At 69.9% G+C, this 18,958-nt stretch carries 18 protein-coding genes and 2 tRNA genes; 10 read left to right on the top strand and 10 right to left on the bottom strand.

Going from position 1 to position 18,958, the window contains the following annotated elements:
* Positions 1-69: 69 nt before the first annotated feature.
* Positions 70-1,782, bottom strand: a complete 1,713-nt coding sequence (gene metG, locus ACFFGE_RS10830) for a methionine--tRNA ligase (protein ID WP_376836413.1) — start codon at positions 1,780-1,782, stop codon at positions 70-72.
* 324 nt (positions 1,783-2,106) lie between these two features.
* Here metG and ACFFGE_RS10825 point away from each other — a divergent pair, with 324 nt between their 5' ends.
* From ACFFGE_RS10825 to nusG, 5 genes are all read left to right on the top strand, one after another.
* Positions 2,107-3,441, top strand: a complete 1,335-nt coding sequence (locus ACFFGE_RS10825; protein WP_376836411.1) for a hemolysin family protein — start codon at positions 2,107-2,109, stop codon at positions 3,439-3,441.
* Between the two features lie 11 nt (positions 3,442-3,452).
* The gene (locus ACFFGE_RS10820) at positions 3,453-3,956 is read left to right on the top strand and encodes a YdeI/OmpD-associated family protein (RefSeq protein ID WP_376836409.1); all 504 of its coding nucleotides are present in this window, start codon (positions 3,453-3,455) and stop codon (positions 3,954-3,956) included.
* 104 nt (positions 3,957-4,060) lie between these two features.
* Positions 4,061-4,136, top strand: a tRNA-Trp gene (locus ACFFGE_RS10815).
* A 73-nt stretch (positions 4,137-4,209) separates the two neighbouring features.
* On the top strand, positions 4,210-4,497 hold the full coding sequence (secE, locus tag ACFFGE_RS10810) for a preprotein translocase subunit SecE (protein WP_376836407.1): 288 nt from the start codon (positions 4,210-4,212) through the stop codon (positions 4,495-4,497).
* A gap of 13 nt (positions 4,498-4,510) precedes the next feature.
* Positions 4,511-5,086, top strand: a complete 576-nt coding sequence (gene nusG, locus ACFFGE_RS10805) for a transcription termination/antitermination protein NusG (RefSeq protein WP_376836405.1) — start codon at positions 4,511-4,513, stop codon at positions 5,084-5,086.
* 6 nt (positions 5,087-5,092) lie between these two features.
* Here the strand turns inward: nusG and ACFFGE_RS10800 are convergent, their stop codons facing one another.
* Positions 5,093-5,914, bottom strand: a complete 822-nt coding sequence (locus tag ACFFGE_RS10800) for an LD-carboxypeptidase (protein ID WP_376836403.1) — start codon at positions 5,912-5,914, stop codon at positions 5,093-5,095.
* Between the two features lie 83 nt (positions 5,915-5,997).
* Here ACFFGE_RS10800 and ACFFGE_RS10795 point away from each other — a divergent pair, with 83 nt between their 5' ends.
* Positions 5,998-7,398, top strand: coding sequence for a Mur ligase family protein (locus ACFFGE_RS10795; RefSeq protein ID WP_376836401.1), 1,401 nt, complete (start codon positions 5,998-6,000; stop codon positions 7,396-7,398).
* Here the strand turns inward: ACFFGE_RS10795 and ACFFGE_RS10790 are convergent.
* Positions 7,395-8,639, bottom strand: a complete 1,245-nt coding sequence (locus tag ACFFGE_RS10790; protein ID WP_376836400.1) for a class I SAM-dependent RNA methyltransferase — start codon at positions 8,637-8,639, stop codon at positions 7,395-7,397. The genes ACFFGE_RS10795 and ACFFGE_RS10790 overlap by 4 nt on opposite strands.
* 151 nt (positions 8,640-8,790) lie before the next feature.
* Between ACFFGE_RS10790 and ACFFGE_RS10785 the strand changes: the two genes are divergently transcribed.
* Positions 8,791-9,429: a hypothetical protein gene (locus ACFFGE_RS10785; RefSeq protein WP_376836398.1), complete on the top strand. Its 639-nt coding sequence runs from the start codon at positions 8,791-8,793 to the stop codon at positions 9,427-9,429.
* A gap of 129 nt (positions 9,430-9,558) precedes the next feature.
* Here ACFFGE_RS10785 and ACFFGE_RS10780 read toward each other — a convergent pair whose 3' ends face one another.
* Positions 9,559-10,284: a TlyA family RNA methyltransferase gene (locus ACFFGE_RS10780; protein WP_376836396.1), complete on the bottom strand. Its 726-nt coding sequence runs from the start codon at positions 10,282-10,284 to the stop codon at positions 9,559-9,561.
* Positions 10,281-11,171, bottom strand: a complete 891-nt coding sequence (locus ACFFGE_RS10775) for a LysR family transcriptional regulator (RefSeq protein ID WP_376836395.1) — start codon at positions 11,169-11,171, stop codon at positions 10,281-10,283. The genes ACFFGE_RS10780 and ACFFGE_RS10775 overlap by 4 nt, the downstream gene beginning before the upstream one ends.
* 131 nt (positions 11,172-11,302) lie before the next feature.
* Here ACFFGE_RS10775 and ACFFGE_RS10770 point away from each other — a divergent pair, with 131 nt between their 5' ends.
* On the top strand, positions 11,303-11,863 hold the full coding sequence (locus tag ACFFGE_RS10770) for a carboxymuconolactone decarboxylase family protein (protein ID WP_376836394.1): 561 nt from the start codon (positions 11,303-11,305) through the stop codon (positions 11,861-11,863).
* A 68-nt stretch (positions 11,864-11,931) separates the two neighbouring features.
* Positions 11,932-12,057 (top strand): hypothetical protein, encoded by a 126-nt coding sequence (locus ACFFGE_RS10765; RefSeq protein ID WP_376836393.1) that lies wholly within the window; start codon positions 11,932-11,934, stop codon positions 12,055-12,057.
* Here the strand turns inward: ACFFGE_RS10765 and ACFFGE_RS10760 are convergent, their stop codons facing one another.
* The 4 genes from ACFFGE_RS10760 to ACFFGE_RS10745 form a co-directional block, all read right to left on the bottom strand.
* The gene (locus ACFFGE_RS10760) at positions 12,058-14,772 is read right to left on the bottom strand and encodes a valine--tRNA ligase (RefSeq protein WP_376836727.1); all 2,715 of its coding nucleotides are present in this window, start codon (positions 14,770-14,772) and stop codon (positions 12,058-12,060) included.
* A gap of 129 nt (positions 14,773-14,901) precedes the next feature.
* On the bottom strand, positions 14,902-15,495 hold the full coding sequence (locus ACFFGE_RS10755; protein WP_376836392.1) for a DUF2497 domain-containing protein: 594 nt from the start codon (positions 15,493-15,495) through the stop codon (positions 14,902-14,904).
* A gap of 140 nt (positions 15,496-15,635) precedes the next feature.
* Entirely contained in the window at positions 15,636-17,150 is a 1,515-nt protein-coding gene (locus tag ACFFGE_RS10750; protein WP_376836390.1) for a TolC family outer membrane protein, read from the bottom strand.
* Between the two features lie 122 nt (positions 17,151-17,272).
* Positions 17,273-17,902, bottom strand: a complete 630-nt coding sequence (locus ACFFGE_RS10745; RefSeq protein WP_376836389.1) for a protein-L-isoaspartate O-methyltransferase family protein — start codon at positions 17,900-17,902, stop codon at positions 17,273-17,275.
* Between the two features lie 133 nt (positions 17,903-18,035).
* Here ACFFGE_RS10745 and ACFFGE_RS10740 point away from each other — a divergent pair.
* Positions 18,036-18,109 (top strand) — tRNA-Cys (locus ACFFGE_RS10740).
* A gap of 11 nt (positions 18,110-18,120) precedes the next feature.
* Here ACFFGE_RS10740 and ACFFGE_RS10735 read toward each other — a convergent pair.
* Complete coding sequence (locus ACFFGE_RS10735) at positions 18,121-18,705, bottom strand: tyrosine-type recombinase/integrase (RefSeq protein WP_376836726.1); 585 nt, start codon at positions 18,703-18,705, stop codon at positions 18,121-18,123.
* Between the last annotated feature and the right edge of the window lie 253 nt (positions 18,706-18,958).

Genomic DNA, 18,958 nt, shown 5'->3' with positions numbered 1-18,958 from the left:
TCGCCTTGGCGCGGAAAGGCCAAGGGACGAGAATAAGGCGAAGCCGCCGCGAGCGCCAGGCCGGGGCGATCAGCGGTCGCCGTCCGCCCCCCCGAACCGCTCCGCCCACTCCGCCACCTGGCTGTCCTCGATCTTCCTGAACAGGACCTCCGGGGCGTGCACAGCGCGGCCGGCGGGCAGGGCGGCCGGCCAGGCCTCGTCCGCGCCGGGCCAGGACAGGTCCGTCTCGCCCACCGTCGCGGCGATGCGTCCGGCTGTGAACGGCAGGATCGGCGCCGCCAGCCGCGCGAACAGGGCGACCAGGTTCAGGCCCGTGCGGACGCCGACGGCCGCGCGGTCCCAGTCCGTCTTCAGCGCCGTCCAGGGCGCCGCCTCCTGCAGGTATTCGTTGCCCAGCACCCAGGCGGCGCGCAGCGCCTGGGCGGCCTTCCTGAACTCCATGGCCTCGAACTGGGCCGTGGCGTCGGCCATCACGGCGCGGAGGTCGGCCTCCAGCTTCGCCTCCACCGGCCCGGCCTCGCCGCCATCGGGCACGACGCCGTCGAACTTGGATTCCGCGAACTTGACGATGCGGTTCACGAAGTTGCCCAGCACGTCGGCCAGGTCCTTGTTGACCGCCCCCTGGAAGGTCTCCCAGGTGAAGGCGGCGTCCGCGTGCTCCGGCCCGTAGGCCGTCAGATACCAGCGCCAGTAATCCGCCGGCAGCAGCTCCAGCGCCTGGTCCATGAAGACGCCGCGTCCCTGGCTGGTCGAGAACTTGCCGCCGTACCAGTTCAGCCAGTTGAAGGCCTTCAGCGTGTCGACCGTCTTCCACGGCTCGCCCGAGCCGAGGATCGTCGCGGGGAAGCTGACCGTGTGGAAGGCGACGTTGTCCTTGCCCATGAACTGGACGTAGCGCACGTCGTCCGCGCCTTGGTCCAGACGCCACCAGCGCTCCCAATTCTCATCACTGGCCTCGGCCCATTCCTGGGTGGCGCCGATGTATTCGATGGGGGCGTCGAACCAGACGTAGAAGACCTTCCCCTCCAGCCCCGGACGCGGGCCGCCGTCGGCGCCGACCACCGGCACGCCCCACTTCAGGTCGCGGGTGATGCCTCGGTCGATCAGGCCCTCGTCCAGATGCTTGTAGGCGATGGACCGGGCGAGGGGCTGCCAGTCGCTCTTGGAGCCGACCCAGTCGCGGATGCGGTCCGCCAGCTTGGTCTGCAGAAGATAGAGATGGCGCGTGTCGCGCACCTCCAGGTTCCGGCTGCCCGACACGGCCGAATAGGGCTCGATCAGGTCGGTGGGATCCAGCAGCCGGCCGCAGTTGTCGCACTGGTCGCCCCGCGCCTTGGGATAGGCGCAGTGGGGGCACGTCCCCTCCACGTAGCGGTCCGGCAGGAACCGCGCGTCCTCGATCGAATAGATCATCCGGTCGACCCGCTCCTCGATGAAGCCATTGCCCTCCAGCACCCGGGCGAAGTGCTGGGTCAGCCGGTGATTGGGCGCGTTCGAGGACCGGCCGAACCAGTCGTAGCTCAGGCCGAACGCCTCGCCGGCCGCCTTCTGGATCTGGTGCTGCTCGTCGCAGTAGGTCCGAACGTCCTGCCCGGCGGCGGCCGCCGCGAGCTCGGCCGGCGTGCCGTGTTCGTCGGTCGCGCAGACGTAGAGCACCTCATGTCCCTGGGCCCGCTTGAACCGGGCCCAGACGTCCGCCGGCAGCATCGAGCCCGCCAGGTTCCCCAGGTGCTTGATGCCGTTGATGTAGGGCAGCGCCGAGGTGATGAGGATGCGGGCCATGGTCGTCCGAAGGTGCGGGAAGGGCAGGCCATATAGAGACCCGCTCCTCGCCTTTCAAAGCGGGCGTGAGCGATGATCTTCGCCTGCCGGGTGCGCCGGGTTGCCGGAACCCCTCGCGGATCGCAGGGATTAGGGGCTCGTTAAGATTTCGGTAACCCCATGCTCCGCGCGCTTCGCATCGGCATCTTCATCGGCGTCTTCCTGGGCGCCTCGGCGTTCGCCGCCGCACTCTGAAGGAAACCGTGGCGCGGGCGCGCCCCGTCGCCTAGAATGCGCGCTGCGGACGCCGAATGTCGCGCCGCGTCGCGGGTTTCCCCCACCTAGATGTTAGCCGCCGCAATCGCCGTCGTACTGCTCCTCGTGGTGCTGAACGGCCTGTTCGCCATGACCGAGCTCGCGGTCGTGTCCTCCCGCAAGTCCAAGCTTCAAAGCCGCGCGGAACGCGGCGACCGCGGCGCGCGCCGGGCCCTGCGACTCGCCGAGGAGCCGACGCAGTTCCTGTCGGCCGTCCAGGTCGGCATCACCCTGATCGGCATCCTGGCCGGCGCCTTCGGCCAGGCGTCGATCGCCGGCGAGCTCGACCGGATGATCGAGACGTCGTTTCCGGCCTTCGCGCCCTATTCCGAAGCCACCGCCACCGCCATCGTGGTCGTGTTCATCACCTATGTGTCGGTGATCGTCGGCGAGCTGGTGCCCAAGCGGCTGGCGCTGATCTTCCCCGAGGCGATCGCCACCAAGACGGCGGGACCGATCTCGGTCGTGGCCAAGGTGCTGAAGCCCTTCGTGCTGCTGCTGACCGCCTCGACGTCCGCGATCCTCAAGGTCATGGGCGTGAAGGACCGCGACGGTTCCGACGTCACCCAGGAGGAGGTTGAGACCATCCTCGCCGAGGGGACCTCCGCGGGCCTGATCGAGCCGGAGGAGCAGATCATGATCGAGGAGATCCTGACGCTCGGCGACCGCCCGGTCCGCGTGGCCATGACGCCGCGTCACGAGGTCTTCTGGATCGCGCTCGACGACAGCGAGGAGCAGCTCCGTCAGGAGATCCGGACCTGCCCCTACTCGCGGATCGTGGTCGCCAAGGAGAACGACGTCGATAACCCGCTGGGCGTCGTCCACAAGAAGGACCTGCTCGACAGCCTGCTCGACAACGGCGAGTTCAATGTCGAGAAGCTGGTGGCCGAACCCGCCTTCATCCCCCAGTCGACCTCGGTGCTGAAGGCGCTGGAGATCATGAAGGGCTCGCGCGTCCACATGGCCTTCATCGTCGATGAGTTCGGCGCCTTCGAAGGCGTCGTCACCGCGACCGACCTGCTGGAGATGATCGCCGGCGACTTCAACGAAGGCCACGACGAGGCCCAGGCCTACATCCATGAGCGCGAGGACGGGTCCTGGCTCGTGGACGGCCAGACCGACCTCGACGACCTGGCCGACGCCCTGGGGGAGGACTTCGGCGAGACCGAGGGCTTTCACACCGTCGCCGGCCTGGTGCTGCACCAACTGTCGCGCGTGCCGAACGAGGGCGAGATTCTCCAGGTCGGCCGGTTCGAAGTCGAGGTCATCGACATGGACGACCGGCGCATCGACAAGCTGCTGTTCAGGCAGATCGTCCGCGCCGAGGACGAGGCCCAGGCGGTCGCGGCCCAGTACGAGGACTGAGGGACGAAGGGGTGGATTTCTATCCCCACGCCTTCACCGGCCGGATCGAGCGGCATGCGCTTGGGACCATGGTCTATACGGTGGTCTTCCTCCCCGACGACCTCGCGGCCGAACTGCCGTTCGACGAGCACCCGCGCCTGCGCATGTCGGGCGAGATCAACGACGCGCCGGTCACCGGCGCCTGGCAGCCGGTGCGCCGCCGCTGGTACCTGATGCTGAACAAGACGACGCTGCGCGCCATCGACGCCGGCGTCGGCGACGAGGTGGAGGTGCGGTTCCGCATCGAGCCGCAGGAGGCCGTGGATGCGCCCGACGACCTGCTCGAGGCCATCGCGCGTGATCCGGCCGCCGCCACCACCTGGTCGAGGATGACCGCCGGTCAGCGTCGCGGCTCCAGCCACATGCTCAGTTCGGCCCAAAGGGCGGAGACCCGCCGCAGCCGCATCCTGACGGTGGTCGCGGCCCTCGCCGCCGGAACGCCGCCGGGGCCCCCGAAGCGCACGCGGCCCCGCTGAGCCGCCTTCGCCCTTGAAATGCCCCCGCACGTCGGGCATAGGCCCGCGTCTGGCGTTCGCCGCATCCCGAGGGGACTCGAGGTGCGATCGGTCGTCGGGGCCCTAGGAGTTTAGCTCAGTTGGTAGAGCACCGGTCTCCAAAACCGGGGGTCGTGGGTTCGAGTCCCTCAACTCCTGCCATCCCTCTGTCGCCATAGCCGGGCCATCCCCATCTGGGGCGACAGGACAAGCATTCGAGAGACCCTTTACGCTCATGGCGAAGGCGAAGACACCCGGCGGGCGCCGTCCCGGCAGCCCCCAGCCCGCGCAAGGCCCCACCGTCTCGGTCGACCAGCCGACGGCCAAGCCGCGCGTGACCCCGATGCAATTCGCCAGCCAGGTCCGGGCCGAGGGTCGCAAGATCGTGTGGCCCAGCCGCAAGGAGACCTGGATCACCTCGGTGATGGTCTTCATCATGGTGGCGCTCGCCGCCGCCTTCTTCTGGATCGTCGATGCGCTGCTGACCGTCGTGTCGCAGTGGATCATCGGCTTCGGCGCCTGAGGAGACGCCAGAGATGACCGACGCCGCGCCCGCCGCCGCCGCCAACCCGCGCCACAAGTGGTACATCGTCCACGCCTACTCGAACTTCGAGAAGAAGGTGGCCGAACAGCTGCGTGAGCAGGCCCGCCAGCAGGGTCTGGAGGAGAACTTCTCCGAGATCCTCGTTCCGACCGAGGACGTCGTCGAGATCCGTCGCGGCCGCAAGGTCAACGCCGAGCGCAAGTTCTTCCCCGGCTATGTGCTGGTGAAGATGGAGATGACCGATCAGGCCTATCACCTGGTCAAGAACACGCCGAAGGTCACCGGCTTCCTCGGCGCCGCCGGCGGCACCAAGCCGCTGCCGGTGTCCGAACGCGAGGTTCAGAACATCATCGGCGCGGTGGAGGAGGGCGTTGAACGTCCCAAGCCGACCATCCGCTTCGACATCGGCGAGACCGTCAAGGTCGTCGATGGTCCCTTCGCCAGCTTCGACGGCCAGGTCGAAAGCGTCGACGAGGACAACGCCCGCCTGCGGGTGGCGGTGTCCATCTTCGGCCGCCCGACGCCGGTCGATCTGGAATACGGCCAGGTCGAAAAGACCGGCGCCTGAACCGGATCAGCGCGCGCCGAACGGCACGATCTTGTTCTCGGCGTCATGGCCGATGTCGGCCGCGCCCAGATAGGGAATGCCCGAGCGTGCGCACCAGTAGCGCGCGATCTCCTCGGCCGTCATGCCGAAGTCCGGGTCGTTCGGCGTGACGTCCGAGGCGCGGCCCATCCGGATGCCGGCCACGCGCCGGATCGAGGCCTGGCTGGTGATGTGGAACATGTACCGGTCGATGCGGTAGGCGGCCTCGGAAACCTCCTCCAGCATCAGCACATGGCCCGACAGGTCCGGCTCGATGGGCGTGCCGAGCAGCTGGCTCAGGATGGTCAGGTTGAACGCCGCCGCCGGCCGGGGGTCGTCCGCCAGCGAGGGTTCGTGACCGGTCGCGGCCCCCTTGGTCAGCCACTCGACGGCCCGACGGCCCGTCTCGGCGCCGCGCCGTGCGTCCGACGCCATCGGCCCGTGCGCCACGTGCTCGAACCCGGCCTTGTACAGCGCCGCCAGGAGGCTGCCGGCATCGGAATAGCCCAGATACCGCTTGGCCCTCGCGTGATCGTTCAGCTGCGGGATCACCGCTTCGGCGATGCGGCAGGACCCGTAGCCGCCGCGCGCGAACCAGATCGCATCCAGCCGCGGGTCGTTGGCGAACTCCACGAAGGCGCGCGCGCGCGTCGCGTCGTCGCCGGCGAAGTGTCCGTGCTTGGCGTGGACCGACGGATGGAAGACCAGCTTCGGCTCGCCCGACGGATAGTGCTCCGCCATCCAGGCCTCGACGGCCTTGGCGGTCTCGACGGAGAAGCGGGAGCTGACGGCCACGACGCCGATCTTCATGGGATGCGCTCTGGTCAGGCGTCTGACGGGCCGTTAGTCAGACCGCTCCAGCCTTCGCCGTTTCGCCCTTTCGGATCAAGTCGATGACGCAGCCCAAGGACCACTTCTTCTGCGGGATCGGCGGCTCGGGCATGTTGCCGCTCGCTCTGATCGTGAAGGCGTCCGGAGCTCGCGTCGAAGGCTCGGATCGCGCGCGGGACCAGGGCCGGACGCCCGAGAAGTTCGCCTGGCTGGAGGCGCAGGGGATCGGGCTGCACCCCCAGGACGGCTCCGGCGTGACCCGCGCGGACCAGCTCGTGGTGGCCACCGGCGCCGTCGAGGACACGGTGCCCGACATCGGCGCGGCGCGGCGGGTCGGGGCGAGCATCGTCACCCGCCCGGAGCTGCTCAGCGACCTGTTCAACCGCGCCGAGACCTCGGTGGGGATCGCGGGGACCAGCGGCAAGTCCACCATCACCGGCATGGTCGCCTGGATCCTCGACCGCGCCGGCCTCGATCCCACCGTCATGAACGGCGCGGTGATGAAGAACTACGTGGACCCCGACCACCCCTTCGCCGGCGCGCGGCTGGGCCGGCCGGGGCTGTTCGTGTCCGAGGTGGACGAGTCCGACGGCTCCATCGCCCGCTACGACCCGACGGTGGCGGTCGTGTCCAACATCTCGCTCGATCACAAGTCGATGGAGGAGTTGCGTGACCTGTTCGGCGGCTTCGTCGGGCGGGCCCGGACGGCGGTCCTGAACCTCGACAACGCCGAGACCGCCGCTCTGGCTCAGGTCTTCGCCGATGCCGCAACAGAGGTCCGCACCTTCTCGCTGGAGAATGCCGCCGCCGATCTGTCCGCGCACGGTTTGACGCCACTCGCCGACGGGATGGCGTTCGAGCTGCGATCCCGCGCCGGTCTGAGCTTGCCTGTACGCCTCACCCAGCCCGGCGCGCACAATGTGGCCAATGCGCTGGCCGCGCTGCTGGCGGCGGAGGCGCTCGGCGTGCAGCCCGAGGCGGGCGTGCGGGCCCTGGAGAGCTTCCAGGGCATCCGCCGTCGGCTGGAGGTGGTCGGGTCTCGCAACGGCGTCACCGTCATCGACGACTTCGCCCACAACCCGGACAAGATCGCCGCGACGCTGAAGACGCTGCACGCCTTCGACGGGCGGCTGCTGGTGATGTTCCAGCCTCACGGCTTCGGGCCGCTGAAGCTGATGCGTACCGAGTTCGTCGATGGATTCGCGGGCCTGCTGCGTCCCGACGACGTGCTGCTGATGCCGGAGCCGGTGTACTACGGCGGGACGACCGATCGCAGCGTGTCGTCCGGCGATCTGGTGGGCGACCTCGTCGCGCGCGGGGTCAGGGCGGAGGCGCACCCCGACCGAGCCGCCTGCGGCGAACGCTTGCTCGAACTGGCGCGGCCTGGAGACCGCATCGTCGTCATGGGGGCCCGCGACGACACCCTGTCGACCTTCGCCGAGGAGCTGCTGGGGGGCCTCTAGCGCCGGAACGCGCCCACCAGCTCCACGTGGGCGGACCACAGGAACTGGTCGATCGGCGTGACGCGCTCCAATCGGAAGCCCGCGTCGATCAGGACGCGCGCGTCGCGGGCGAAGGTCGAGGCGTTGCAGGACACGCCGACCACGACGCTCGCCGCGGTCTGGGCGATCTGGCGCGTCTGCTCCAGCGCTCCCGCGCGGGGCGGGTCGAACACCACGGCGTCCACGCCCTTCAGGTCGTGCGGCGACAGCGGGCGGCGGAACAGGTCGCGCGCCTCGGCCGTGATCGGCTTCAGGCCCGAGGCGGTCGCCGCGCCCGCCTTCAGCGCTGCTATGCCGTCGGCCGAGGCGTCCGCCGCGATCACCGGCGCGATCCTGGCCAAGGGGAAGGTGAAGGTCCCGGCGCCGCAGAACAGATCCGCGATCCGCCGGGCCCCTTCGACGGTCGCCGACGCCCGTTCGACCATCGCCGCCTCGGCCTGCGGCACGGCCTGAAGGAAGGCGCCGGCGGGCAGGGGAACGGTCGCGGGGCCGAAGGCGATCCGCGGCTGACGCGCCATCATCAGCGTCTCGCCCGCCAGGCTCAGCCGCGCCAGATCCGCCCGTCCGGCCGCCTCGATGGCTCGCATCTGGGCGTCGCGGGACAGACCGCCCGAGCGCCGCTCCACCCCGGTGACGTCCACGTCCAGTCCGGTCAGGGTCCAGGTGACATGCAGCGTCGGCGCCGACTTCGGGTGCTCCAGGAAGGGCGCGGCGACCTCGGCGAGCGCGGGAAAGGCCCGCACGACCCGGGGGTCGGCGACCGGGCATTCGCTCACCTCCACCAGCCGCCAGGACCGGCGCGCCTTGAAGCCCAGGATCGTGCGTCCGCCCGGACCCCGCCGCGCGTGCAGGGCCAGCCGTCGGCGGCTGCCGGGCGGGGTGGCGACCGTGGGCTCGATCTCGGTCTCGATGCCTTCCCGCGCCAGCGCCAGGCCCACCTGCTCGCGCTTCCAGCTCAGGTAAGGCGCGCTCGCCCAGTGCTGCAGCGAACAGCCGCCGCAGTCGCCGTAGTGGGGCGAGACGGGCGCCGACCGGTCCGCGCTCGCCGTGATCAGGCGGACGTCTTCCGCACGCCCCTCGATCACCTCCGCCTCGACCTTTTCGCCGGGCAGGGTCAGGGGGGCGAACACCGGTCCTGTCGGCGTCTCGGCCACGCCGTCGCCCTGGGCGCCCACGCGCGTGATGGTCAGCTGCTGCCGCATCCCCGCTCCATAGAGGGCCCCGCACGAGGCCGAAAGATGAACGAAGATGAACGGCGCGATCAAAGGCCGTTCAGCTAGCGGCCTCTATGCCTTGTCCTCACGGATGGGCGCCGGCGGTTCGGCGACGGTCCGAGACAGAGGGATGACCACCATGGCCGCCAAGGCTCTCCTGACCCCCGCGATCGCCGGCCTGGCCGCGCTGGCCGCGGTCGCGACGCCGACGTTCGCCTCGGCCCAGAGCTACGGCTATACCGCCCACGGCTATGGCGCGCCGGCCTATGGCGCCTCCCAGAGCTACTACGACCCCTGCGTCCGCGACCAGCGTCAGCGCCAGACGGCGGGCGGACTCCTGGGCGCGGCCATCGGGGCCATCGCCGGGTCCCAGATCGCGGCGCGCGGCCGTCGCACCGAAGGCAGCGTGCTGGGCGGCGTGGTCGGGGCCGCCATCGGCGCGGGCGTCGGCGGCGGTCAGGCCGCCTGCCGCTCCGGCTACGCCCAACCCTATCCGGCCGCCGACTACGGCCGCGACGCTTACGGCTACGGCTACGATCGCTACGAGGATCGCCGCGACTACGGCTACGATCGCTACGCCTCGCGTCCGGACTACGCCGACGACTACGGCTATCGTGACGACCGGTCGTACGGCTATCCGCGCTCGACCACGGACTACGGCTCGGCTGACGGCTGCCGCCTGGCCGAGAGCCGCATCACCCTTCCCGATGGGCGTCAGGACGTGCGCTACGTCCGCACCTGCCCCGACGCCTCGGGCCGCTATCGCGTCGTCGATTAAATCTTCAGCCCCCCTGTCGATCGACGACGTGCATGAGACCGCCGGTGGAGAGATCCGCCGGCGGTTTTCTGCTTCTTGGCGAACCCTACCGCTCGCAACGCGGTCGCCCGCTGCTTGAGGGCGAGGGTGTCAGCGGCGCGCCCAGAGCAGGTATTCGCGGTTGCCGTCGCCGCCGGTGATCGGGCTGTCGGCGGTAGCCTGGATGGCCCAGCCCTGAGCCTCCAGCCAGCCGACCACCCGCGCCAGGGCCTCCGCCCGGGCGGCGTCGTCCCGCACCACCCCGCCGCGTCCGACGTCGGCGCGACGCTCCATCTCGAACTGCGGCTTCACGAGCGTCACCAGATCCGCATCGGCGGCCGCCAATCCCAGCGCGGCGGGCAGCACCTTGGCCAGGCTTATGAAGCTGGCGTCGCAGACGATCAGATCCGGCGGCTCGAGGATGAGCGCGCTCGTCAGTTCGCGCGCGTCGGTTCGCTCCAGATCGACCACCCGCGGGTCGGCCCTGACGCGGTCGTGCAGCTGTCCGTGGCCGACATCGACGGCATAGACCTTCCGGGCGCTTCGGCGCAGGCAGACTTCGGTGAAGCCGCCGGTGGAGGCGCCGACGTCCAGCACGACCCGGCCCTCGATCGCGACGGGCCACTGCTCAAGCGCGTGCGCCAGCTTCAGGGCGCCGCGGCCGACATAGTCGTGCACGGCCCGCACCGACAGCGCCGCCTCGGGCGCGACCTTGCGGCTGGGAGACGTCTCGACCCGTCCGTCGACGGTGACGCCGCCCGCCTCGATCGCGGCCCTCGCCTGCGCCCGGCTGGGCGTCAGGCCGCGCTCGACCAGAAGGACGTCCAGCCGGATCATCGGGCGTCGAGCGCCAGGCGCGGCTGAAGGAAGTCGAGGAAGGCCCGCGCCTTTCCGGGCAGGGCGCGGCCGGTCCACACGGCGTGCAGCGGCGCCGGGTCGCCGCGCCAGGATGGAGCGACACGAACCAGCCGCCCCGCCTCGAGGCAGGCCTTCACCGCGAAATGGGGCAGGAGCGCCACCCCCACGCCCTCGCGCGCCAGCCGGTGGACGACCGCCCCGTTCGCGGCCGAGACCCGGCCCGCCAGCTCAACGTCCATGGTGGTCCTCTCGTCGGTCAGTCGCCAGCGGGCGGCCGTGCTGGTGCCGGTGAAGGCGATCCCGAGCCGCGCGAGCGCCGCCTTGAGGTCGCCCTCCGCGGCGACGCGCTCCGCCACTTCGGGCGTCGCCACCAGCCAGCGGGCGTAGCCGCCCAGCCGTCGAGCGGTCAGGCCGCTGTCGGCCAGTTCGCCCAGCCGGAACGTCAGATCGACCCCTTCCGCCACCAGATCGATACGAGCGTCGGTGGCGACGATGTCCAGCCGCACGCGCGGATAGGCCTCGAGGAAGGCGGCGGCCTGCGGCGCCAGCTCCGTCTCGCTGAACACCACGGAACCCGAGATCCGGAGGCGTCCGGCGGGCTCGCGATCGGCCCCGGACGCCACCTCGATCAGGGCCGCCTCCTCGGCGAGCAGCCGCTGGGCCTGCTCGTACACCCGCTGGCCCGCCTCGGTCGGCGACAGGCGGCGCGTGCTGCGCAGCAGCAGTCTGGCGCCCAACTGCGCCTCGAGGCCCGCGACCGCGCGGCTCGCCTGGGGCTGGGACACGTTCAGCTCCGCGCCCGCGCGCGTGAAGCTGCCGGTCTCCACCGTCCTGACGAACAACCTCAGCGCATCCAGCCGATCCATGCCGCCTTATTCATGCGCCATGCGCATAAGTCAAAGGCCGAAACCCTGTCTTCTGAACAGGGGAGGGGGCGCGCATCTTCCCCCTCGACGACGCGAGGTCGCGCCGCCGAACCATCGCAAGGAGACACGCCATGACCCAGTTCCCGATCCATACGATCGACACCGCCCCGGAAGCGTCCAAGCCCTACCTGGAGGGCGCGAAGAAGGCCTTCGGCCTCGTGCCGAACCTGGTCGGTGAGTTCGCCGAGAGCCCGGCGGTCATCGAGGGCTACCTCGGCCTGTCCGCCGCCCTGTCGAAGTCCAGCCTGACCCCGCTGGAGCGCGAGATCGTTCTGATCTCCGCCTCGGTCGAGAACGGTTGCCACTACTGCGTCGCCGCCCACACCACCGTGACCCAGGCCCAGAAGCTGGATCAGACGGTGATCCAGGCGGTCCGTGACGGCGGTCCGATCACCGATCCGCGGCTTGAGGCCCTGCGCGCCTTCACCGTCGCGGTGGTGCGCGAACGCGGCTGGGTCTCGGACGCCGAGGTGAACCGCTTCATCGGCGCCGGCTGGACCCGCGCGGCGGTGCTGGAGGTGGTGCTGGGCGTCGGCCTGAAGACCATCTCGAACTACGTGAACCACATCGCCGGCACGCCGGTGGACGCCGCCTTCCAGGCCAACGCCTTCACCCCGAAGAAGGCCGCCTGAACGCTTCTCCCTCACCCCCGAAGCGAGCCCCGGACCTCCCGGGGCTCGCGCTCCTTCAGGAGGCCCCGATGGCCCGCATCCTTTCCGTCATCCTGGCCGTCGCCATGCTCGCGGCCGTGATCAGCTTCGCAGGCCTGAACACAGGCGGGCCGCTGGTCCGCAGGGAGCCGTTGGCCATGATCGTGGCCGGCTGATCAGCTGAGCGCCGCCAGCCGTTCGCGGGCGGCGATCAGGCGCTCACGGTCGGCCTGGGCCGCCGCCAGCTTCTCGCGTTGCTCCTGGACCACCTCCGGCGCGGCGCGAGCGACGAAGTTGGGATTGTCCAGCTTCTTGGAGAACACCGCCGCATCCGCCTCCCGGGTCGCGATCTCCTTGTCCAGTCGGGCGCGTTCGGCCGAGACGTCCACCAGGCCCGCCAGCGTCAGCGCCGCCGCGCCGCCGCCGGCGACGAAGCTGACGCTGCCCTTGGGCGCGGCGTCCAACAGGGCGATCTCCGACACCCGCGCCAGACCGCCCAGCAGGTCGCGGTGGCGCTCCACCCGCGCGGCGATCTCGGTGTCCGCGGCGACGAAGGTCAGCGGCGGCCGCGACGTCGCCACCCCCATCTCGCCCTTCAGGGCCCGGATGGCCTCGACCACCTCGATCAACCAGCCGATCTCGGCCTCGGCCTCCGCATCGACGAAGGCGTCGGGCAGGTCCGGCCAGGCGGCGCCCAGCAGCATGCCTTCGTCCCGGGCCGCGCCGGCCTTCCCGAGTTCGGCCCACAGCTCCTCGGTGATGAAGGGCATGACGGGGGCGAGCAGCTTGATCGTCTGGTCCAGCGTCCAGGCGGTCATGGCGCGGGTCTCGGCCTTGGCGGCTTCGTCGGTTCCCTGGAACACCGGCTTGGCCAGCTCCAGATACCAGTCGCAGAACACCTTCCAGACGAAGCGGTAGAGGGCCGACGCCGCATCGTCGAACCGGCCGGCTTCCAACGCGGCGGAGACGGCGCGCTCGGCCTTCGTCAGCTCGCCCCGGATCCAGCGGTTCAGCGTGCCCTGGACCGTCGCAGGATCGAACCCGGCGACGCGCTCGCACCCGTTCATCTGGCTGAAGCGGGCCGCGTTCCACAGCTTGGTGCCGAAGTTGCGATAGCCCTCGATGCGCGAGGCCGACAGCTTGATGTCCCGCGTGCCCGACAGGATCGCCATGGTGAAGCGAAGCGGGTCGGCGCCCAGGTCGTCGATGATCGTCAGCGGGTCGATGACGTTGCCCTTGGACTTCGACATCTTCTGGCCCTTCTCGTCGCGGACCAGGCCGTTGATGATCACGCGGCGGAAGGGGACCTCGCCGGTGAAGTGCAGCCCCATCATCATCATCCGGGCGACCCAGAAGAAGATGATGTCCGCCGCCGTGACGAGGTCGCTGGTCGGATAGAAGCGCCTCAGGTCTTCAGTGTCCTCCGGCCAGCCCATGGTCGAGAACGGCCACAGGGCGGAAGAGAACCAGGTGTCGAGGACATCCTCGTCCTGGGTCAGCGGCAGGTCGCCTGCCTGGGTGCGCGCCTCCTCTTCCGTCTCGGCGACGAAGATCTCGCCGTTCGGGCCATACCAGGCCGGGATGCGGTGGCCCCACCACAGCTGGCGGCTGATGCACCAGGGCTCGATGTTCCTCAGCCACTCGAAATAGATCTTCTCGTAGCTCTTCGGCTCGAAGACCGTGTCGCCCTGCTCCACCGCCTTCAGCGCGGGCTGGGCCAGGACGGCGGCGTCGACGTACCATTGGTCCGTCAGCCAAGGCTCGATGACCACGCCCGAGCGGTCGCCGTGCGGGACGACGTGGCGGGTCTTCTCGATCTCCTTCAGCCAGCCCTCTTCCTCGGCGCGGGCGACGATGGCCTTTCTCGCGGCGAAGCGATCCATGCCCTCGTACTCGGCGGGCACGTCGGGCGTGTCGGCGGCGGTGATGCGGCCGAAGGCGTCCATGACGTTGAGCGCCGGAAGCCCCGCGCGCTTGCCGACGCCGAAGTCGTTGAAGTCGTGCGCCGGCGTGATCTTGACCGCGCCCGAGCCCTTGGTCGGGTCGGCGTAATCGTCGGCGACGATGGGAATGCGGCGGCTGGTGATGGGCAGGATCACCGACTTGCCGACCAGCCCGGCGTAGCGCGCGTCGTCCGGATGCACCGCCACGCCGGTGTCGCCCAGCATGGTCTCGGGCCGGGTGGTGGCGACGACGATGTGGTCCCGCGTCTCCCACTCGGTCGCCTTGCCGTCCTCGTCGAAGGCGACGGGGTGCTGATAGGTGACGCCGTCCGCCAGCGGATAGGCGAAGTGCCAGTAGGCGCCGTCGACCTCCTTCTGCTCGACCTCCAGGTCCGAGATCGCCGTCTGGAAGTGGGGGTCCCAGTTCACCAGCCGTTTGTCGCGGTAGATCAGGCCTTCCCGATACAGCTGCACGAAGACCTTGCGGACGGCCGCCGACAGGCCCTCGTCCAGGGTGAAGCGCTCGCGCGACCAGTCGCAGCTGGCGCCCAGCCGACGAAGCTGGCGCACGATCGCGCCGCCGCTCTCGGCCTTCCAGTCCCAGACCTTCCGCACGAAGGCGTCCCGGCCCATGTCGCGGCGGCCGACATTGCCCGCCGCCGCCAGCTGACGCTCCACCACCATCTGGGTGGCGATGCCCGCGTGGTCCGTGCCCGGCAGCCACAGCACGGCCTTGCCCTTCATGCGGTGGTAGCGCGCCAGGATGTCCTGAAGCGTGTTGTTGAGCGCGTGGCCGATATGCAGGCTGCCGGTCACGTTCGGCGGCGGGATGACGATCGAATAGGCGTCCGCCGCCGTGTCCTGCCGCGGCGCGAACAGGCCGCTTTCCTCCCACATCGCGTAGAGGCGCGGTTCGGCGGACTTGGGGTCGAAATTCTTTTCAAGCATGGCGGTCATTCTTTGGGCCCTACCGCGACACGCGCGGCGTGTCGCTACTTGAGGGCGTGTGGCGCAAAGGAAAAGGGCGGCCCCGCCGTGGGAGCCGCCCTTCGAAAGGCTCGCGAAGATCGCGAAGGCTCAGCCGGCGTTGCGGGCGATGCGTTCGACTTCCTTGCGTACCTGGGCCTCCACGATCGCCGGCAGGTTGGCGTCCAGCCAATCCTTCAGCATCGGGCGCAGCAGCGAGCCGACCAGCGCCTCCAGCGAGGTGCCCGAGCCCTGCGGCAGTTCGGGATCGGGCTGGCGCAGCGAGGCGGCGAGGCCGGCGAAGGCGGACGCGGCGCTGGCCGCCGCGGTCTCGCCGACGAGGGAGTCGTTCGAGGAGGACATGGGGATCGGAGCCGGGCTCGGTTCGGGTTGTTCGGTCGAGGGGAAGGGGGCGGCGGGCGACACGTCCAGATCGCCGATGGTCACGGCCTCGGCGGGCGTCTCGTAGCGGTCGGTCAGATCCAGAACGTCGTCCTCGGCGGCGGCCTCGGGCTCGAACGCCGTCTCCACGACCGGCTCGGGTTCCGGAAGGACCTCCGGCTCATGCGCCTCTTCCGGCTGGTCTTCCGCCGCCGGGGCGGCGGCTTGCGGCGTCTCCGCCGGCGCCTCGTCCTCGGAAATGATGCGCCGGATGGAGGCGAGGATCTCCTCCATCGTGGGCTCTTGAGACGACTGTTCGGTCATGTGGCGGTCCCGACGACGCTGATGACGATGTGATGTCCTGGCGGAACGCGATGCGGCGCGACGCCCCCTGCCGTCGTCGCATCATAGCCGCGTGGAATCAACGGCGGTTTTTCGCCTGCGAGGTTAATTGCAGCACGCCGTCAGGGCGCGGTGCGAACCACCTCCGACTTGAGCTGCGCGTCGATCGGCGCGTCCTCGGCGTCGTTCGCCGGGACCACGACAGGCGCCGCGATGTTGTCGAGCGCCTCGATCGCCCCGTCCCACGGCAGGCCGCCGCGGTCGCGCACCTGCTCGTAGTTCCGCGAGGGGTCGTACGCCTCGACGTCCGCCAGGCTGGGGCCGTCCAGCGAGCCCATGGCGGCGAGCAGCTGCGCCTGGGCGACGTAGTCGTTGCGCCGGGCCGAGGCGAGGTTGATCTGGGCGTTGCGCAGCTCGAGCTCGGCGTTGAGCACGTCCAGCGTGGTCCGCAGGCCGACCGACTGCTCCTGGCGCACGCCCTCAGCCGCCACGCGGGCGGCGCGAACGGCTTCCTCGTTCGCGGTGACGCCGGCGCGCGCGGACAGCAGGTTGGCGTAGGCCGCGCTGGCTTCACGCAGCACCGTCCGGCGCTCGCCCTCGACCAGGATCTGCGCGGCGTTCGCCTGCTCCAGCGCCTGGGCCACCCGCGATCGGTTCAGCCCGCCGGTGAACAGCGGCACGGTGACGGTGGCCCCGGCGCGGAACGACGTCGACTGGGACGGATCGAAGCCGCTCAGTTCGTCGCTGCCGCCATAGGAGGCGTTCAGGCTGGCGCTGGGACGGAAGGCGGCGCGCGCCTGGGCCACGCTCTCCTCGGCCTGGCGCTGGTTGTACACCGCGGCCAGAAGCGCGGGATTGCGCGCCAGCGCCACTTCCAGCGCGTCGTCGAAGTCCGCCGGCTGCGCCAGCAGCGGCGCGGGCGCCGTCAGGTTCGCCGGCGCCTGACCCACGACCGCGGCGTAGGCGGCGCGGGAGGTCGACAGCTGCGCCTCGGCCGACGCCAGTTCGGACTCGGCCTGCGCCAGGCGGGCCTCGGACTGGGCCACGTCGGTCCGGGTGATCTCGCCGACCTCGAAGCGGGCGTTCGACTCCTCGAGCTGACGGCGCAGGACCTGCAGGTTCTCACGCCGGATCTCCAGGATCTCGATGTCGCGCAGGACGTCGACGTACGCCTGCACCACGGCGACGATGACCTGCTGCTCGACGTCCCTCAGGGTTTCGCGGCCCTCCAGCACGCCCGCCTCGGCGGCCGAGATGGAGCGGGAGATGCGGCCGCCGGTGTAGAGGCTCTGGGACAGACCGATGGACACGCTGCCGCTGTCGCTTTCAGACACGCCGCCGGCGGTGACGTCGGGGAAGCCGTCGCCGTCCACGTCGACGGCGCCGCCGGCGCTGTCGGTGCGGGTGTAGTTAGCGCTCGCGGTGACATTCAGCGACGGCCGCAGCCCCGCCCGCGCCTGGACCACGGTCTCGTCCAGCGCCCGTTGGTTGGCGCGTTGAGCCAGCAGGGAAGGGTTGGTCCGATAGGCGAGCGCGATGGCGTCTCGCAGGCTCTCCGCCGACGCCGGGCCGGTCCAGAGGCCGGCGGCCAGCGCCAGGGCGGCGGCCGAAGCGATCGCGCGAGAGCGGTTGAGCATGTCGTCGTCCCACAAGCGTCGCCGTCGGGCGACGTCATCATTCCGTCCAGCCGCTAAGTGAGTGATGCCCCCTCTCATGGCCAGTTAAGTTTTTTTCACGCGCAGGCGCGCGAAGTCCGTCGTCAGAACTGGAAGGCCGGGGCCGGGCGCATCTCCGTGAGCACCTGTCCCGCCGCGTCGAAGAGTTCGCGTCGCGACACGCCCTCGCGCCCGCGGACATACAGAACCGCCCGCCCCGCCGGGCCGCGACGTTCGACCACGGCCAACCGACCGCCGATCCTGAGCGCGGCGATCCAGGGTTCGGGCCGGTCGGCGACCGCGCCCTCGCTGACGATGACGTCGTACGCCGATCCATGCGGCGCGGTCAGGGGAGCCTCGACCAGCTCCACGCCCTCATCCGCCAGGCCCGGGGCGACGACCGCCGCGACCGCCGGATCCGAGTCCTGCGCCACCACCGTCGCGCCCAGACGAGCCATCACCGCCGCGGCGTAGGGGGCCGCCAACGCCAGCGCCCGCTCTCCCGGCTGAACGTCCAGCGCCTGCAGGAGCTTGGCCACGTCGCGCGGCAGCATCAGGCGGCGATCGCCGGCGATCTCGACCGGCGTGTCCGCATAGGCCGAGAAGGCGCGCTCGGGGGCGCAGAAGCGCTCCCGCGGCACGGCCAGCATGGCGGCCTGAAGCGCGCGGTCGGTCACGTCGTTCACGCGGACCTGCGAGTCCACCATCACCTTGCGCGCGGCGGCGAAATCCATCGTCGGTCTCTCGTTCGGTACGGAAGCGGGGAGCGGAATCTGGCGCGCTTATAGGTCCGTGCGTTGCGCGCGACAATGCGATCTGATAGCCACCCCCTCCTCGCGACGACGCCCTGGACCCGGTCCAGCCGGCGGCCTGATGGCGGAGTGGTTACGCAGCGGACTGCAAATCCGTGCACCCGAGTTCGATTCTCGGTCAGGCCTCCATCGCGATTCAATCACTTAGCTCCCCTGCCGGGGGATCGGTTTGCAGCGCAGTTTGCAGCTTCCGATCCCTCTTCGTTCCGCCATAGCCGGTTCCGGAGCATCAGAGCGTTGGATTCAGCCACTTGTCCGCGAGCCGTGTAGCGCTCAAGCGTGCGCACATCCCGGATGCTGTGGCCGGTGCAAAAGATTATCTCCTCGGTCGTCCAACCCTCCTCGAACCGTTTGGTGACGAAAGTCCCACGAAGGTCATGAAAGCGGACGCCCTCGATTCCTGCCGCAGACCGAGCAGCCCGAAACGCTGATCTAAAACCGTTTCCGGTCCATGGGAGTCCCCGGCTGTTGGTGAGGATGGTTAGTGAATCGCCCCGAGGCGCGGCGTTCAATGCTCTCTGCAGAAGCGGACTTACGGGGATCACTACACGACGCCCACCCTTCTCCTGACGAAGATGAATGGTGCCGTTCTTAACGGCAGACCAAGGGAGCTTGAGCAGGTCGGCTTCCCGCTGACCTGTCTCGAGACCTAGGATCAGAGCGCGGGTCATATGCTCCGGGGCGGTTGCCAAGAACGATGCAACCTCCTCGTCGGACCAGACCATCTCACTGCGGTCTGCGCTGTAGAGTTTGTCCACTCCCGCCGCCCGGTTCGCCGTCACCAGCCCGCGTTTGCAGCCCCAGCCAAGCAGAGCGGACAGCACCTGAATCCCATAATCGGCTTGGCGCGGTGAAGCTCCCCGAGAGTCTCGCCACTTGTAGATGTGGTCCAAGATCGCGGGTGAACCCATGGCACGCAGGCTGAGTGGTCCAAAATGCGCAGCGATCCTAGAGAGCTGTTGCTCGTAATCCCGCTTC

It is taken from the genome of Brevundimonas balnearis, from assembly GCF_042434805.1.
Lineage (GTDB): Bacteria > Pseudomonadota > Alphaproteobacteria > Caulobacterales > Caulobacteraceae > Brevundimonas > Brevundimonas balnearis.
Note: the sequence above shows the minus strand (reverse complement) of the source record. Positions and strands in the feature narration are given on the sequence as shown.

Bases quoted from the DNA above. Each gene is read 5' to 3' on its own strand.
- nusG (WP_376836405.1), top strand. From the start codon at position 4,511: ATGACCGACGCCGCGCCCGCCGCCGCCGCCAACCCGCGCCACAAGTGG.
- ACFFGE_RS10775 (WP_376836395.1), bottom strand. From the start codon at position 11,171: ATGGATCGGCTGGATGCGCTGAGGTTGTTCGTCAGGACGGTGGAGACC.
- ACFFGE_RS10825 (WP_376836411.1), top strand. From the start codon at position 2,107: ATGTTAGCCGCCGCAATCGCCGTCGTACTGCTCCTCGTGGTGCTGAAC.
- ACFFGE_RS10800 (WP_376836403.1), bottom strand. From the start codon at position 5,914: ATGAAGATCGGCGTCGTGGCCGTCAGCTCCCGCTTCTCCGTCGAGACC.
- ACFFGE_RS10795 (WP_376836401.1), top strand. From the start codon at position 5,998: ATGACGCAGCCCAAGGACCACTTCTTCTGCGGGATCGGCGGCTCGGGC.
- ACFFGE_RS10790 (WP_376836400.1), bottom strand. From the start codon at position 8,639: ATGCGGCAGCAGCTGACCATCACGCGCGTGGGCGCCCAGGGCGACGGC.
- ACFFGE_RS10770 (WP_376836394.1), top strand. From the start codon at position 11,303: ATGACCCAGTTCCCGATCCATACGATCGACACCGCCCCGGAAGCGTCC.
- secE (WP_376836407.1), top strand. From the start codon at position 4,210: ATGGCGAAGGCGAAGACACCCGGCGGGCGCCGTCCCGGCAGCCCCCAG.
- ACFFGE_RS10745 (WP_376836389.1), bottom strand. From the start codon at position 17,902: ATGGATTTCGCCGCCGCGCGCAAGGTGATGGTGGACTCGCAGGTCCGC.
- ACFFGE_RS10755 (WP_376836392.1), bottom strand. From the start codon at position 15,495: ATGACCGAACAGTCGTCTCAAGAGCCCACGATGGAGGAGATCCTCGCC.
- ACFFGE_RS10750 (WP_376836390.1), bottom strand. From the start codon at position 17,150: ATGCTCAACCGCTCTCGCGCGATCGCTTCGGCCGCCGCCCTGGCGCTG.
- ACFFGE_RS10760 (WP_376836727.1), bottom strand. From the start codon at position 14,772: ATGCTTGAAAAGAATTTCGACCCCAAGTCCGCCGAACCGCGCCTCTAC.
- ACFFGE_RS10785 (WP_376836398.1), top strand. From the start codon at position 8,791: ATGGCCGCCAAGGCTCTCCTGACCCCCGCGATCGCCGGCCTGGCCGCG.
- ACFFGE_RS10735 (WP_376836726.1), bottom strand. From the start codon at position 18,705: ATGGTCTGGTCCGACGAGGAGGTTGCATCGTTCTTGGCAACCGCCCCG.
- ACFFGE_RS10765 (WP_376836393.1), top strand. From the start codon at position 11,932: ATGGCCCGCATCCTTTCCGTCATCCTGGCCGTCGCCATGCTCGCGGCC.
- metG (WP_376836413.1), bottom strand. From the start codon at position 1,782: ATGGCCCGCATCCTCATCACCTCGGCGCTGCCCTACATCAACGGCATC.
- ACFFGE_RS10780 (WP_376836396.1), bottom strand. From the start codon at position 10,284: ATGATCCGGCTGGACGTCCTTCTGGTCGAGCGCGGCCTGACGCCCAGC.